Below are 13,562 nucleotides of genomic sequence, written 5' to 3'. Positions count from 1 at the left end.
GCCGTCTTAAACGCCCCAAACCACGTCGGCGCTTTCTGCCTCGCTGCGCTGCAAGAGTTTGAGCATGGGCGCAGCCCTTTGCGACAAACGCACGGCATCCAGCGCCACCTCTTCCTCGTTTGCGTCGCGTGCATCCGATGCAGCTTGCTCCGCAAGGCGTTTTCGCAAGGCTTCGTCTTGCTGCACGGCAGTTTCCAATGACTGGATGCGCACAGCAAGGCTGTTGGCCAGCATGATGCCCTGCACGGGATCATCGCCCAGCATGATCTTCAGCAATTTGCGGGCATCGGCCTCCAGCATGATCAGGTCACTGGCGGCGGCGGATTTGAATTTGAAAAGCATGAGGTCCTCCTGAATGATTCAGAGGTCCGCGTCAGCTGCCCACCATGTCCATGGTGCCGTCTTCGTCGGTCTCTCCCTGAATCAAGGCCTTGAGTTTATGGCTGGCATGGAAGGTGGCGACACGACGTGCATCAATCGGAATCAATTCTCCTGTGCGGGGATTGCGTCCTGGACGTGCTGCTTTGGTGCGAATCTGGAAATTGCCAAAGCCGGAAATCTTCACATCCGTGCCTTGGATCAGGCTATCGATCATCAAATCAAAGAAGGCATCGACCATGTCTTTGGACTCGCGCTTGTTCAAACCGATCTGTTCAAACAACAAATCGGTCAGATGCGCTTTGGTCAGTGCCGGGGTTTCGAGACTTTCGACTGAGATTTCCATCACAAGCCCCTGTTAAGCGCGCAAACGAGCAGACACTTGGCTGCCCAAGTGGGCCAACACCGCGTTCATGGCGGCATCGATCTGAGCATCGGTCAAAGTGGCGTCGGCTGTCCCCAAAGTGAGGCGCACGGCCAAACTCTTTTCACCCACGGCCAAACTGCCACCGGTGGCGTCTGCTTTGGGCCGGTAGATGTCGAACAGGACCGCGCTTTGCAACAAGCCATCGGTCGGCGCGGCGTGAATGGCCTGCATCAACTGACCGTGCGTGACCGATTCGGCCACGATCACCGCCATGTCGCGCTCCACCGGCTGGTGCTTGGCCACACCTTCGGCCACGGGCACTTCGCGGGCAATGACCGCGTCAAGAGACAACTCGAAAACCACCGGCGCGCTGGGCAGCTCCCAGGCTTGACGCCAGCGAGGATGCAACTCGCCCACATGGCCAATCACCACGCCATTGAGCACCACTTGGGCAGAGCGCCCGGGGTGCAATGCGGGATGATCTGCCGCGACAAATTCAGCTTGGCGAGGGGCCAGCAGCTTTTCCACATCGGCTTTGACGTCGTAAAAATCAACGTTGCGGGCCTTGCCCTGCCAGCCCAATGGCTCCACAGGGCCCCAAGCGATACCCGCCACACGCATGGGCTGGTCAAAACCTTCCACGGTGGTGTCGCTGTTTTGCACCGACGCATTGCGCAAGAAGACACGGCCCAGCTCGAACACCCGTACGCGGTCGGCCTTGCGGTCGGCGTTGAACTTGACCACTTGCAGCAAGGAGCCGATCAGGCTGGAGCGCATCACGCTCATCTGGCTGGCGATCGGATTGAGCAGGCGAATCGGGTTGGCATTGCCTGCCAAGTCTTTTTCCCAAGACTCTTCGACAAAGCTGTAGTTGATGGTTTCCTGGTAACCCAGGGCCGCAATGGCGCGGCGCACGGCGGACGGGCTGCGCTCGGTCTCGCGGCGCACCTTGGCTGTGATGGGGGCCAGCGGCGGATTGGTCGGCAGGTTGTTGTAGCCCACCATGCGGGCCACTTCTTCGATCAGGTCTTCTTCGATCTGCAGGTCAAAGCGGAAGCTGGGCGGCGTCACTGTGACGGTGCCCTCGCCTTCAGCCACCTGCAAACCCAGACCACGCAGGGCATCGGCGCACTGCTGTTGCGTGAGCGGCATGCCAATCACCTTGACCGCACGGGCCACGCGCAGCGTGACGGGCTTGATCGCTGGAATGTTCAGAATCTGGTCGTCGATGGGGCCCACTTGGGTCTCGGGCGTGCCGCAAATGTCCAGCACCAACTGGGTGATGCGCTCGATGTGCTCCACCGTCAGCTGTGGGTCCACACCGCGCTCAAAGCGGTGACCGGCATCGGTCGAAAAGTTGAAGCGGCGCGAACGGCCTGCGATCGAGGTGGGCCACCAGAAAGCGGCTTCGATGTAAATGTTTTGCGTGTCGTCGGACACGGCGGTGGCATCGCCACCCATGATGCCCGCCAGCGACTCAACTTGACTGTCATCGGCGATCACGCCGACCTTCTCGTCCACGGTCACGGTGTTGCCGTTGAGCAGCTTGAGCGTCTCGCCCGCCTGACCCCAGCGCACTTGCAGGCCGACGTGGATTTTGTCGAGGTCAAAGATGTGCGAAGGACGACCGAACTCGAACATCACATAGTTGGAGATGTCCACCAGCGGGCTCACGCTGCGCTGGCCACAACGGGCCAGGCGGTCCACCATCCACTGCGGGGTTTGCGACTTCGTGTTCACGCCCTTGAGCACACGGCCACTGAAGCGACCGCACAGGTCGGTGGCTTGCACGTGCACCGCCACTTTGTCCTGGATTTGAGTCGCCACAGCGGGGAAAGCTGGCACCTTCAAAGGCGCACCGGTCAAAGCCGACACCTCGCGGGCAATGCCATACACGCTCAAGCAATGGGCCAGATTGGGCGTCAACTTGATGGTGAACAGGGTGTCGTCCAGATTCAGGTACTGGCGAATGTCTTGCCCCAAGGGCGCGTCTGCGGGCAACTCCAGCAGACCACCGTGGTCATCGGCGATCTTCAGCTCTTTGGCGGAGCACAGCATGCCTTGGCTCTCCACACCGCGCAACTTGCCGACCTTGATGACGAAAGGCTTGCCGTCTTCACCGGGCGGCAATTGAGCACCCACCATGGCGCACGGAATGCGAATGCCGACGCGGGCATTGGGTGCACCGCAAACGATGTTCAGCAGTGCGCCCTGGCCCACATCGACCTGGCACACGCGCAGGCGGTCGGCGTTGGGGTGTTGCACGGCTACCTTGATTTCGCCGACCACGATGTGGGTGAACGGCGGGGCCACGGGCTCGAGCTCTTCCACTTCGAGGCCAGCCATGGTCAAGGTGTCGGCCAGTTGCTGGGTGGTCAGGGGCGGGTTGCAGAACTCGCGCAACCAAGATTCGGGAAATTGCATGACTCGTGTCTCGTGTATCGGACTGGGGAGGGAATTACTGGAACTGGCTCAGGAAGCGCACATCGCCGTCAAAAAAGAGGCGCAGGTCGTTCACACCGTAGCGCAGCATGGTGAAGCGGTCCATGCCCATGCCAAAGGCAAAGCCGATGAAGCGCTCGGGGTCCAGGCCCATGTTGCGCACCACGTTCGGGTGCACCTGGCCGGAGCCGCCCACTTCGAGCCAACGCCCTGCCAGCGGACCGTTTTGGAACTGGATGTCGATCTCGGCGCTGGGTTCGGTGAAGGGGAAGAAGCTGGGGCGAAAGCGCAGCACCAAGTCGTCACTCTCGAAGAAGGTGCGGCAGAAATCGGTGACCACAACTTTCAGGTCTTTGAAGCTCACGTTCTCACCAATCCAGAGGCCTTCGCACTGATGGAACATCGGCGAGTGTGTGGCGTCGCTGTCCACGCGGTAAGTGCGGCCCGGCGCGATGACACGGATTTCGGGCATGGCCTGACCGGCATCAATTTGGTTGCGGTAGCGCTTGACGTGCTGCACCGCATGGCGGATTTGCATGGGGCTGGTGTGCGTGCGCAGCAAATGACCGCCTTCCACATAGAAGGTGTCATGCATGGATCGGGCTGGATGGTCTTCGGGCGTGTTGAGCGCGGAGAAGTTGAACCAGTCGGTCTCGATCTCAGGGCCCTGGGCGACTTCGAAGCCCATGGAGCCAAAAATGTTTTCGACCCGCTCGAGCGTGAGCGAAACGGGGTGCAAACCACCCACGTTGGCGCTGCGGCCTGGCAGTGTCACATCCAGTGCTTCGGCCTTGAGTTGGGCTTGCAACTCGGCATCGGCCAAGCCCTGGCGACGGTCATTCAAGGCGGCTTCAATCGCCTGCTTGGCGATGTTGATGGCGGCACCGCGGGTTTTCTTGTCTTCCACGCTCAGAGCGGCCATGCCCTTCATCAGCTCGGTCAAGCGACCGGCTTTGCCCAAGTATTGGGCTTTGGCGTTTTCGAGGTCAGCAGGTGTCAGTGCCTGCACAAAACTCTGGCGTGCAGATTCGACCAGGGTGTCCAGCTCGTTCATGGTGGGAATTCGGTAGATGACAAAATAAAAAAGGGATTGAAGCTTTTGTGAGCCTCAATCCCTTTGATCGAGTGCGCGAGGCATGGACAAAAAGTCCATGTCGCTCATGAAATCAAGCTGCGGCCAATTTGGCTTTGACTTGGTTCACGATGCCAGCAAAAGCGGCCTTGTCGTGCACAGCGATATCCGCCAGCATCTTACGGTCGATTTCGATGGCAGCCTTCTTCAGGCCGTTGGCGAACTGGCTGTAGGTCAGACCGCATTCACGCGCAGCGGCGTTGATACGGGCAATCCACAACTGACGGAACACACGCTTTTTGGTGCGGCGGTCACGGTAGGCGTATTGACCCGCCTTCATCACCGCCTGTTTGGCGATACGGAAGACATTGCCGCGGCGACCGCGGAAACCTTTTGCAAGGGCCAAAACTTTCTTGTGACGGGCGCGTGCCGTTACACCACGTTTAACGCGAGGCATATTTTTCTCCTAGTTCGTCAGTGAATTACAGGCCAGCCATGGGCAGCATCTGTGCCATGTGACCCATATTGGTCTCATGAACAGCCACTGCACCGCGAAGGTGGCGTTTGTTCTTGGTGGTCTTCTTGGTCAGAATGTGACGTTTGAAGGCTTGACCGCGTTTAACGGTACCACCTGGACGAACACGGAAGCGCTTTTTAGCACTGCTTTTGGTCTTCATCTTGGGCATTTCAATGCTCCTTTATTTGTGCTCGTGAGGCGTCTGCAAAATCTTTGCAGCCTTGATGGCCCCGAGCCACTTTTACAAAAACCTCCCGAAGGAAGCTCTTGATTCGACCTGCCCGAAGGCAGATCAAACTCTTCAACCCGCCTGATCGGCTGGCGCCGCAGCATCTGCAGGCTTACCGGCGGGCTTTTTACGACCTGGCGCGATCATCATGATCATCTGACGACCTTCGAGCTTGGGGAACTGCTCGACGATGATCAAATCTGCCAATTCGTCGCGAATCCGGTTCAGCAAGGCCATGCCCAACTCTTGGTGGGTGATCTCGCGACCGCGGAAACGCAAGGTGATCTTGCATTTGTCGCCATCTGCCAAAAAGCGGCGGATGTTGCGCATCTTGATGTTGTAGTCACCATCGTCAGTGCCGGGACGGAACTTAACTTCCTTGATGTCAATGACTGTTTGCTTGGCTTTGGCTTCCGCCGCACGCTTTTGCTCTTGGTACTTGAACTTGCCATAGTCCATCAAACGGCACACTGGTGGATTGGCGGTGGCGGCGATTTCAACCAGGTCCACATCCAACTCACCAGCCATGCGCAGGGCTTCTGCCAGAGACAAAATGCCCAATGGCTCGTTTTCAGGGCCGGAAACACGGACCTCAGGGGCCATGATTTCACGGTTCAAACGGTGTTTGCGTTCTTCGCGTTGGCGACGATCACGAAATTCGGTAGCGATGACTCAATCCTTCAAGGGTAAAAACTGCGAACAGCAGCCTAACCGCCTTTGTGCCCACGGGCCAAAGCTTGTGGCGAAACTCACCTTCAGGCTTTAGAAGCGATGTCGGCAGCAATGAGTTCAATGAACGCATCGATCGACATCACACCGAGGTCTTTGTTGCCTCGGGCGCGCACTGCGACGGTACCTGCTGCCTTTTCTTTGTCGCCAGCGACAAGGATGTAAGGCAGCTTTTGCAACGAATGCTCACGTATTTTATACGTGATTTTCTCGTTGCGCAGGTCCAAATCGACCCTAAGGCCTTGATTTGACACTGATTTTTGCAGTTTTGCAGCAATTTCACGACAGTAATCGGACTGCGCATCGGTGATGTTGAGCACAGACACCTGCAGCGGCGCCAGCCAAGTGGGCAAGGCGCCGGCGTGTTGCTCGATCAAAATACCGATGAAGCGCTCCATGCTGCCCACGATAGCGCGGTGCAGGATCACGGGGCGCTGACGCGAGCCGTCTTCGGCCACATACTCGGCATCCAGACGCTCGGACAGGTTGAAGTCCACTTGGATCGTGCCGCACTGCCACTCGCGGCCAATGGCGTCTTTCAGCGTGTACTCGATTTTGGGACCATAGAACGCGCCATCGCCTTCGGAGATCACAAAATCACAGCCGGAAGCACGCAAACTGTCCATCAAGGCTTTTTCGGCCTTGTCCCAGAGCTCGTCCGAACCGATGCGCGCCGCTGGACGGGTTGAAACCTTGTACAGAATGTCTGTAAACCCGAAGTCGGCATAAACCTTCTTGAGCACCTTGGTGAAAGTGTCGCACTCGGGCAGGATCTGGTCTTCGGTACAGAAGATGTGACCGTCGTCCTGCGTGAAGCCGCGCACGCGCATGATGCCGTGCAAGCCACCCGATGGCTCGTTGCGGTGGCACTGCCCAAACTCACCGTAGCGCAGTGGCAGGTCGCGGTAGCTCTTGATGCCCTGCTTGAAAATCAGGATGTGTCCTGGGCAATTCATCGGCTTCAAGGCGTAATCGCGCTTTTCCGACTCGGTCGTGAACATGTTATCGCGGTACTTGTCCCAGTGTCCGGTCTTTTCCCACAGGCTCTTGTCGATGATCTGTGGACCCTTGACTTCCTGGTAGCCGTTGTCGCGGTACACCTGACGCATGTACTGTTCAATGGTTTGCCAGACGGTCCAGCCCTTGGGGTGCCAGAACACCAGACCCGGCGCGTGCTCGTCGATGTGGAACAGGTCGAGCTCGCGGCCGAGCTTGCGATGGTCACGCTTTTCGGCCTCTTCCAGGCGCGTCAGGTACTGCTGCAAATCGTCCTTGCTGGCCCAGGCTGTGCCATAGACGCGCTGGAGCATTTCGTTCTTGCTGTCGCCGCGCCAATAAGCACCGGCCACCTTCATCAGTTTGAAGTGCTTGAGCTTGCCGGTGCTGGGCACGTGGGGGCCACGGCACAGGTCTTCAAAGTTGCCTTCGCGGTACAAGCTGACGTCTTGATCGGCCGGGATGCTGCCGATGATCTCGGCTTTGTAGTGCTCGCCCAAGCTCTTGAAATAAGCCACCGCCTCGTCACGAGGCAAGACACGGCGCACCACGGCTTCGTCTTTGTTGGCCAGCTCGGTCATGCGCTTTTCAATGGCCCCCAAGTCTTCTGGCGTGAAGGGACGGCTATACGAAAAATCGTAATAAAAGCCATTCTCGATCACTGGACCGATCGTCACCTGCGCCTCGGGGAACAAGTCCTTGACGGCATAAGCCAAGAGGTGTGCGCTCGAATGACGGATCAACTCGAGGCCTTCAGGGTCTTTGGCCGTCACGATGGCCAGCTGCGAGTTGGCCGCCATGCTGAAACTGGTGTCCACCAGTTGCCCATTGACCTTGCCGCCCAAAGCGGCTTTGGCCAAGCCTGCGCCAATCGAAGCGGCCACCTCGGCCACCGTGACCGGGCCTGGAAACTCGCGCAATGAACCGTCGGGAAGAGTGATCTGAACCATGTGTGTACAAGTAAAAAAGCGCGGCAAAGGCCGCGCTTGAAAAAGGTGTCTAAACGCTGAGGACAGATTTTAGCCGCCCTCGCCTTCAGCCTCTTGGGAAGTCGATCAGTGGAACTGCTCTTCTTCAGTAGAACCGGTCAAGGCCTTCACCGAGGACGAACCGCCCTGGATCACGGTGGTCACATCGTCGAAGTAGCCTGCACCGACTTCTTGCTGGTGCGACACGAAGGTGTAACCCTTGTCGCGGGCTGCGAACTCAGGCTCTTGCACCATTTCCGTGTAGTGCTTCATGCCTTCGCCGCGAGCATATGCATGTGCGAACTGGAAGGTGTTGAACCAGTTGATGTGGATACCGGCCAGTGTGATGAACTGGTACTTGTAGCCCAGTGCCGACAGGTCATCCTGGAAGGAAGCGATCTGGCTGTCGTTGAGGTTTTTCTTCCAGTTGAACGATGGCGAGCAGTTGTATGACAGCAGCTTGCCTGGGCAGGCGGCGTGCACGGCTTGCGCGAATTCACGGGCAAAGCCAATGTCTGGCACGCCTGTTTCGCACCACACCAAGTCAGCATAGGGGGCGTAGGCCACACCGCGGCTGATGGCTTGCTCCAGACCGTTTTTGACGCGGTAGAAACCTTCTTGTGTGCGCTCGCCAGTCAAGAATGGCTTGTCGTTGGCGTCGTGGTCAGAAGTGATCAAGTTGGCGGCTTCGGCATCGGTACGGGCCAACACGATGGTGGACACGCCCATGACGTCGGCAGCGAAACGTGCGGAGATCAACTTCTCGCAGGCTTCTTGTGTTGGGACCAACACTTTGCCGCCCATGTGACCGCATTTCTTCACGGCTGCCAATTGGTCTTCGAAGTGCACGCCAGCAGCGCCCGAAGCGATCATGTTCTTCATCAGTTCGAAAGCGTTCAACACACCACCGAAACCGGCTTCAGCATCGGCCACGATGGGCAGGAAGTAGTCGATGAAGTCCTTGGAACCTGGCTCGATGCCGCGGCCCCACTGGATTTCGTCAGCGCGCTTGAACGTGTTGTTGATGCGGCGCACCATGGTGGGCACCGAGTCGTAGGCGTACAGCGATTGGTCGGGGTACATGGTTTCGGATGTGTTGCCGTCGGCAGCGACTTGCCAGCCCGACAGATAAACAGCTTCCAGACCAGCTTTGGCTTGTTGCATGGCCTGACCGGCGCTGATCGCGCCGAAGGCATTGACGTAACCTTTTTTGGCACCACCGTTGATTTTTTCCCAGAGCTTTTCTGCACCGCGCTTGGCCAAGGTGTGCTCAATGGGCATGCTGCCGCGCAGACGAACCACGTCGGCTGCGGAGTAACCGCGCTTGACGCCTTTCCAACGTGGGTTGGTCGCCCAGTCTTTTTCGAGGGCGGCGATTTGCTGTTCACGGCTCAGTTGTTGATTGAGGTTAGCGGGCATGGAGAACTCCTGAAGTCAAGTTGAAATCGGGCGATGTGGGCAGCGGATTCTGCTTCGTCGTTGGACAAATCTTAACTCTTGTACAAGACTTATTTTCATTCTTATGTCTTATACAAGAGTTATTTTTATTTGTTTAAAATCAACAACTTAAAGAATAAATTTCTCAATATAAAATTACATTTCCCATATTGAGAAAAAATGACGCGTTGCAGCATTTAAAAATTTCAAATTATGAAAGCCTCGATGTGCATCATGAAACAAGATGCAAGGCTGTGGTGCTGATGACGATGCCATCTTGATCGGCATACAGCCAATCGCCGGTGTTGACTTGCACGCCTTGAATGTGAATGGTCAAGCCGGTCTGTCCTTGTCCGGCGCGATCAGTGGGCATGGGGTTCAGGGCAAGAGCGCGAATGCCCATGTCCAGCACCGCCAGTTCTGCGGCGTCTCTCGCACAACCATCAATGACAATCCCAGCCCAGCCATTGCGTTGCGCCGAAGCGGCCAAGTTGCCGCCCAACAAGGCACGGCGGACTGAGGCACCACCATCGACCACCAGCACACGGCCGTGCCCTTCGGTCTCCACTGCCTGCTTGACATGGCTGTTGTCCTCGTAACACTTGACCGTCAAAACAGGGCCAGCGAACTGATGGCGAGTGCCATAGTTTTGGAACACGGTGGGTATGACGCGAAAGTCTCCGCTGTCATTCCTTTTGTTGGCATCGCAGAAATCACACGTAGAAAAAGAGATGGCCGATGTTTGGGGCATAGAGGTGTCCTTGAAAAAGACGCGAGTGGAAATCAGCGCACTTACACAGGCCATACGCACCATGCCGGGGCAAAAGATCTTGAAATGTGGAACAAGCAAGACAAATCAGCAACAACCCCTAGCAAAAATTGATATTTCCGCTTGGAAAGTGAAGATTTCTCCAGTAGCATGCATTCAGCTGAAAACGCATCGTTTCTCAGCGGCGAACCAACTTCCGATCAAAGGAACTTAACCATGGCAACTGCGAAAAAAACCCCGGCAAAAAAAGCTGCTCCCGCTAAAAAAGCAGCACCGGCCAAGAAAGCCGCTCCAGCACCAAAAGCTGCAGCACCCGCTAAAAAAGTAGCGGCCAAAGCTCCTGCTAAAAAACGCACACCCAACGCTGCGTTCATGAAAGCATTGACCCCCAGCGCCGCATTGGCCGCCGTGGTGGGTGCTACTCCCCTGCCACGCACCGAAGTCGTGAGCAAGATGTGGGTCTACATCAAAAAGCACAACTTGCAAGACGCGACCAACCGCCGCGCCATCAATGCCGACGACAAGCTCAAGGCTGTGTTTGGCAAAGCCCAAGTCACCATGTTCGAAATGGCTGGCTTGATCGGCAAGCACCTGAAGTGATTCTGGTGAGCCCATAAAAAAACCCGCGTTAAGCGGGTTTTTTTATGCCTGCAGCAGCGCTGCAAACATGACGTCAAACCTTGCGCTTGGCCAAGGCCGATTGGGTGATGGCGCTCAGCGTGCCTCGGGTGGTGATCACCTCCGGATCGAGCATCACCTCAATCAAGGTGCCTTGCGGTCTTTGCAGCGCATCAAGCAAGGCAGCCTCGAACTCTTGCGTTTTGCGAATGCGCGTTGCAGCATAGCCATAGGCTTGAGCCAACATCACAAAATCAGGATTGCTCAGTTGTGAGCCCGTCACATGGGTTGGATATTCACGCTCCTGATGCATGCGGATCGTGCCGTACATGCCGTTGTTCAACAACAAGATGATGCTTTTGCCCCCATGCTGGACCGCCGTGGCCAGCTCCTGTCCGTTCATCAGGAAATCACCATCGCCCGCAATGGTGAAGGCCAACCGGCCTGTCAGCAAATTGGCGGCAATGCCTGCTGGCACGCCATAACCCATGGCACCCACAGTCGGTGCCAGTTGGGTCTTGTGGCCTTTGACCAAACCATTGTGTTGAAAGAACCGGTGCATCCAACTGGCAAAGTTGCCTGCGCCGTTGGTCAGCACAGCATCTTCGGGCAGGTGTTTTTTCAGGGTCGCGACGATGGCGGGCATGTCGATATCGCCCGGCAATGCCTGCGGTACAAGATTGGCCAGGTAATCGGCATTCGCTGAGCGCGTCCAGTCGCCCCAAGGCAAATCGGTGGGCGCCGTCAGCACTTCAAGGCTTCTGGCTGCTGCATTCATCGTGGAGAGGATGGCCAGATCGGCTTGATACACCCGATTCAACTCTTCGGCACTGCCGTGGATGTGCACCAACTTTTGCAGCGTCTTGGGGGCTTTGAGCAAGGTGTAGCCACCCGTGGTCATCTCACCCAGACGCGGGCCAATGGCCAGGATCAAATCCGAGTCCCGAACGCGAGCCGCCAGGGCAGGATTGATGCCGATGCCGACATCCCCCGCGTACAAAGGGTGGTGGTTGTCAAAGGTGTCCTGGAAGCGGAACGCGTTGGCCACGGGCAATTGCCAATTTTCGGCAAAACGCTGCAGGGCTTGCGCAGCCTGCACAGTCCACCCTCCTCCGCCACAAATGACCAATGGTTTTTGTGCACTCAGGAGCATGTCTCTCAAACTGCGCAATGCACCTGGATCGCTCCAAGCCTGAACGGGCTCGACACGTGGCAAGGCTTGAGCATGCTCAACCGCCTGGGTCAGCATGTCCTCGGGCAAGACCAGCACCACGGGGCCGGGACGGCCATTCATGGCGGTCGCAAAAGCCCGTGCCACGTACTCAGGCAAACGTTCGGGATCATCGATGCGCTCGACGCGCTTGGCCATGCCTTTGGTCGAGGGGCCAAAAAAATGGGTGTAATCCATTTCCTGAAAAGCCTCGCGGTCGCGCGTGTCGCTGGCCACATCGCCAACAAAAAGCACCATCGGGGTGGAGTCCTGAAAAGCCGTGTGCACGCCAATCGAGGCGTTGGTCGCACCTGGACCCCGGGTGACGAAACAGACCCCGGGACGGCCGGTCAACTTGCCTTGCGCTTCGGCCATGTAGGCCGCACCGCCCTCTTGGCGGCAGATGACAAAACGGATCTTGTCGCGGTGCAGATGGAAGCCATCCAGCACCGCCAGGTAGCTTTCACCCGGTACGCCAAAAGCATGGGTAACGCCTTGGGCCAAGAGGCATTCAACGAGAAGATGGCCAGCGATTTTTTGTGTCATGCGCTGATTTTGCCCAAGCGCCTGCCGGGCGTCTGTCGCCCAAGCGTTAAGTGCTCAAGCGGGCACTGCTGTGCGCTTGCCCACCCCCAAAGCGGCCACAACGCTGAACAAGAGCACCAAAGCAGCCCCCAGCAAGGTCGCTTGGTAGAGCCCGCGGTCCATGAGAGCACCGAAAAATAGGGGCGACAAAGCAAAGCCCACGTCCAGGCCTGAGTAAACCAAGCCATAGACCCGCCCAGTGGCGCCTTTAGGCGTCGCCTTCTTGATCATCAAATCGCGGCTTGGCCCCCCCACACCAATGGCAAAACCTGTGGCCGCCAGAACCCACAAGGTGCCCATCTGTCCAAACAAGCCACTGGCACACAAGGCCATCAACACCGCGGCACCCGCCATGCAGGCGGCCACCACGCGATCGCTCCAGCGCGGCCAGCGCGCCGCTACAAAACCACCGATCAGCATGCCCACAGCGCCGCACAACATGTAGGCGGTCAGCGTCATCGAGGCCAGCTCCAAACTCACGCCTTGCAAGGCTTTGAGGATGGGCACGGAGAAATTCTGCACCACCGCCAACGTCACGGTGGACAACAAAAAGAAGGCGAAGCACCACCACACCACGGGCAAGCGCATGAACGCCAAATCATTTGTCACGCCTGCACCACCGTGCTGACGTGCAGAGGGCTCGGTCTTGAGCGCAGCACGGTTCAGCACCAGCATCAACAACACCAATGCATACAGGCCAGCGGCCGCCACAAAGGCCTGACGCCATCCCCAAAGTGCGCCAGTGACCGTGAAAAACACAGGGGCGACAGCCCAGCCCAGATTGCCGCTCAAACCATGCACACTGAAGGCATAGCCCAAGCGCGGGGTCGACACCCGTTGGTTCAAGATCGTGAAGTCCACAGGGTGAAAAGGTGCGTTGCCCAGACCTGCCAGCACGGCCACCGCCATGAGGGCCGCATAGCCCTCGGCCACGGAAGCCAAAAGACAGGCCAAGGTGAACAAGACCAGGGAGCAGAACAAGACAGGCCGAGCCCCCAGGCGGTCGACCACAAAACCCGCCGAAGCTTGGCCCACGCCGGAGACCACAAAAAACAAGGTGCTGAGCAAGCCCAGCTCGGAATAAGACCAGCCGAAGTCCCGAATGAAGATGGGAAACATCAAGGGCAGCAAGAGGTGCGAAAAGTGCGAGCTGGCATGGGCCAGACCGACCAGCCCCATCACTTTGGCGTCACTTTGCAAGGAAACTGTGGGCTCAGAACCCGATGAGGCCAGTTGCATAAACGT

Annotated in this window: 14 protein-coding genes; 2 read left to right on the top strand and 12 right to left on the bottom strand. The window is 57.6% G+C overall.

Features of this window, described 5'->3' with window-relative positions:
* Positions 1-6: 6 nt before the first annotated feature.
* The 10 genes from B9Z43_RS02665 to rraA all read right to left on the bottom strand — a co-directional run bounded on the left by B9Z43_RS02665 (position 7) and on the right by rraA (position 9,886).
* Positions 7-342, bottom strand: a complete 336-nt coding sequence (locus tag B9Z43_RS02665) for a DUF1840 domain-containing protein (RefSeq protein ID WP_108322584.1) — start codon at positions 340-342, stop codon at positions 7-9.
* A gap of 31 nt (positions 343-373) precedes the next feature.
* The gene (locus tag B9Z43_RS02660; RefSeq protein WP_108322583.1) at positions 374-724 is read right to left on the bottom strand and encodes an integration host factor subunit alpha; all 351 of its coding nucleotides are present in this window, start codon (positions 722-724) and stop codon (positions 374-376) included.
* 12 nt (positions 725-736) lie between these two features.
* Positions 737-3,169 carry a phenylalanine--tRNA ligase subunit beta gene (gene pheT / locus B9Z43_RS02655; protein WP_108322582.1) on the bottom strand — a complete coding sequence of 811 codons (2,433 nt, stop codon included), beginning with the start codon at positions 3,167-3,169 and terminating at the stop codon, positions 737-739.
* Between the two features lie 34 nt (positions 3,170-3,203).
* Positions 3,204-4,241, bottom strand: a complete 1,038-nt coding sequence (pheS, locus tag B9Z43_RS02650) for a phenylalanine--tRNA ligase subunit alpha (RefSeq protein WP_108322581.1) — start codon at positions 4,239-4,241, stop codon at positions 3,204-3,206.
* A 112-nt stretch (positions 4,242-4,353) separates the two neighbouring features.
* Positions 4,354-4,716: a 50S ribosomal protein L20 gene (gene rplT, locus B9Z43_RS02645; RefSeq protein ID WP_026036460.1), complete on the bottom strand. Its 363-nt coding sequence runs from the start codon at positions 4,714-4,716 to the stop codon at positions 4,354-4,356.
* A 25-nt stretch (positions 4,717-4,741) separates the two neighbouring features.
* Positions 4,742-4,945, bottom strand: a complete 204-nt coding sequence (rpmI, locus tag B9Z43_RS02640) for a 50S ribosomal protein L35 (protein WP_108322580.1) — start codon at positions 4,943-4,945, stop codon at positions 4,742-4,744.
* A gap of 132 nt (positions 4,946-5,077) precedes the next feature.
* Positions 5,078-5,674 carry a translation initiation factor IF-3 gene (infC, locus tag B9Z43_RS02635; protein WP_108322579.1) on the bottom strand — a complete coding sequence of 199 codons (597 nt, stop codon included), beginning with the start codon at positions 5,672-5,674 and terminating at the stop codon, positions 5,078-5,080.
* A gap of 86 nt (positions 5,675-5,760) precedes the next feature.
* On the bottom strand, positions 5,761-7,680 hold the full coding sequence (gene thrS / locus B9Z43_RS02630) for a threonine--tRNA ligase (protein ID WP_108322578.1): 1,920 nt from the start codon (positions 7,678-7,680) through the stop codon (positions 5,761-5,763).
* A 105-nt stretch (positions 7,681-7,785) separates the two neighbouring features.
* Positions 7,786-9,117: an isocitrate lyase gene (aceA, locus tag B9Z43_RS02625; protein WP_108322577.1), complete on the bottom strand. Its 1,332-nt coding sequence runs from the start codon at positions 9,115-9,117 to the stop codon at positions 7,786-7,788.
* 250 nt (positions 9,118-9,367) lie between these two features.
* Positions 9,368-9,886 carry a ribonuclease E activity regulator RraA gene (gene rraA, locus B9Z43_RS02620; protein WP_108322576.1) on the bottom strand — a complete coding sequence of 173 codons (519 nt, stop codon included), beginning with the start codon at positions 9,884-9,886 and terminating at the stop codon, positions 9,368-9,370.
* Between rraA and B9Z43_RS16985 the strand changes: the two genes are divergently transcribed.
* Entirely contained in the window at positions 9,867-10,118 is a 252-nt protein-coding gene (locus B9Z43_RS16985; RefSeq protein ID WP_146183902.1) for a hypothetical protein, read from the top strand. The two genes, rraA and B9Z43_RS16985, sit on opposite strands and share 20 nt — an antisense overlap.
* Positions 10,119-10,120: 2 nt before the next feature.
* Positions 10,121-10,504, top strand: coding sequence for an SWIB/MDM2 domain-containing protein (locus tag B9Z43_RS02615; RefSeq protein WP_108322575.1), 384 nt, complete (start codon positions 10,121-10,123; stop codon positions 10,502-10,504).
* A 73-nt stretch (positions 10,505-10,577) separates the two neighbouring features.
* Here B9Z43_RS02615 and B9Z43_RS02610 read toward each other — a convergent pair whose 3' ends face one another.
* The gene (locus tag B9Z43_RS02610) at positions 10,578-12,278 is read right to left on the bottom strand and encodes a thiamine pyrophosphate-binding protein (RefSeq protein ID WP_108322574.1); all 1,701 of its coding nucleotides are present in this window, start codon (positions 12,276-12,278) and stop codon (positions 10,578-10,580) included.
* Between the two features lie 54 nt (positions 12,279-12,332).
* Positions 12,333-13,556 (bottom strand): MFS transporter, encoded by a 1,224-nt coding sequence (locus B9Z43_RS02605; protein ID WP_108322573.1) that lies wholly within the window; start codon positions 13,554-13,556, stop codon positions 12,333-12,335.
* Positions 13,557-13,562: the final 6 nt, after the last annotated feature.

The sequence above is a fragment of the Limnohabitans sp. MMS-10A-192 genome (assembly GCF_003063335.1).
In the GTDB taxonomy this organism is placed as follows: Bacteria; Pseudomonadota; Gammaproteobacteria; order Burkholderiales; family Burkholderiaceae_C; genus Limnohabitans_A.
This window is presented reverse-complemented; position numbering and strand designations above follow the sequence as displayed.

What these genes read in the sequence shown, in the direction of transcription:
- thrS (WP_108322578.1), bottom strand. Translation starts at nt 7,680, where the DNA reads ATGGTTCAGATCACTCTTCCCGACGGTTCATTGCGCGAGTTTCCAGGC.
- pheT (WP_108322582.1), bottom strand. Translation starts at nt 3,169, where the DNA reads ATGCAATTTCCCGAATCTTGGTTGCGCGAGTTCTGCAACCCGCCCCTG.
- pheS (WP_108322581.1), bottom strand. Translation starts at nt 4,241, where the DNA reads ATGAACGAGCTGGACACCCTGGTCGAATCTGCACGCCAGAGTTTTGTG.
- rpmI (WP_108322580.1), bottom strand. Translation starts at nt 4,945, where the DNA reads ATGCCCAAGATGAAGACCAAAAGCAGTGCTAAAAAGCGCTTCCGTGTT.
- aceA (WP_108322577.1), bottom strand. Translation starts at nt 9,117, where the DNA reads ATGCCCGCTAACCTCAATCAACAACTGAGCCGTGAACAGCAAATCGCC.
- B9Z43_RS16985 (WP_146183902.1), top strand. Translation starts at nt 9,867, where the DNA reads ATGGCCGATGTTTGGGGCATAGAGGTGTCCTTGAAAAAGACGCGAGTG.
- B9Z43_RS02615 (WP_108322575.1), top strand. Translation starts at nt 10,121, where the DNA reads ATGGCAACTGCGAAAAAAACCCCGGCAAAAAAAGCTGCTCCCGCTAAA.
- rplT (WP_026036460.1), bottom strand. Translation starts at nt 4,716, where the DNA reads ATGCCTCGCGTTAAACGTGGTGTAACGGCACGCGCCCGTCACAAGAAA.
- B9Z43_RS02610 (WP_108322574.1), bottom strand. Translation starts at nt 12,278, where the DNA reads ATGACACAAAAAATCGCTGGCCATCTTCTCGTTGAATGCCTCTTGGCC.
- B9Z43_RS02605 (WP_108322573.1), bottom strand. Translation starts at nt 13,556, where the DNA reads ATGCAACTGGCCTCATCGGGTTCTGAGCCCACAGTTTCCTTGCAAAGT.
- B9Z43_RS02660 (WP_108322583.1), bottom strand. Translation starts at nt 724, where the DNA reads ATGGAAATCTCAGTCGAAAGTCTCGAAACCCCGGCACTGACCAAAGCG.
- rraA (WP_108322576.1), bottom strand. Translation starts at nt 9,886, where the DNA reads ATGCCCCAAACATCGGCCATCTCTTTTTCTACGTGTGATTTCTGCGAT.
- B9Z43_RS02665 (WP_108322584.1), bottom strand. Translation starts at nt 342, where the DNA reads ATGCTTTTCAAATTCAAATCCGCCGCCGCCAGTGACCTGATCATGCTG.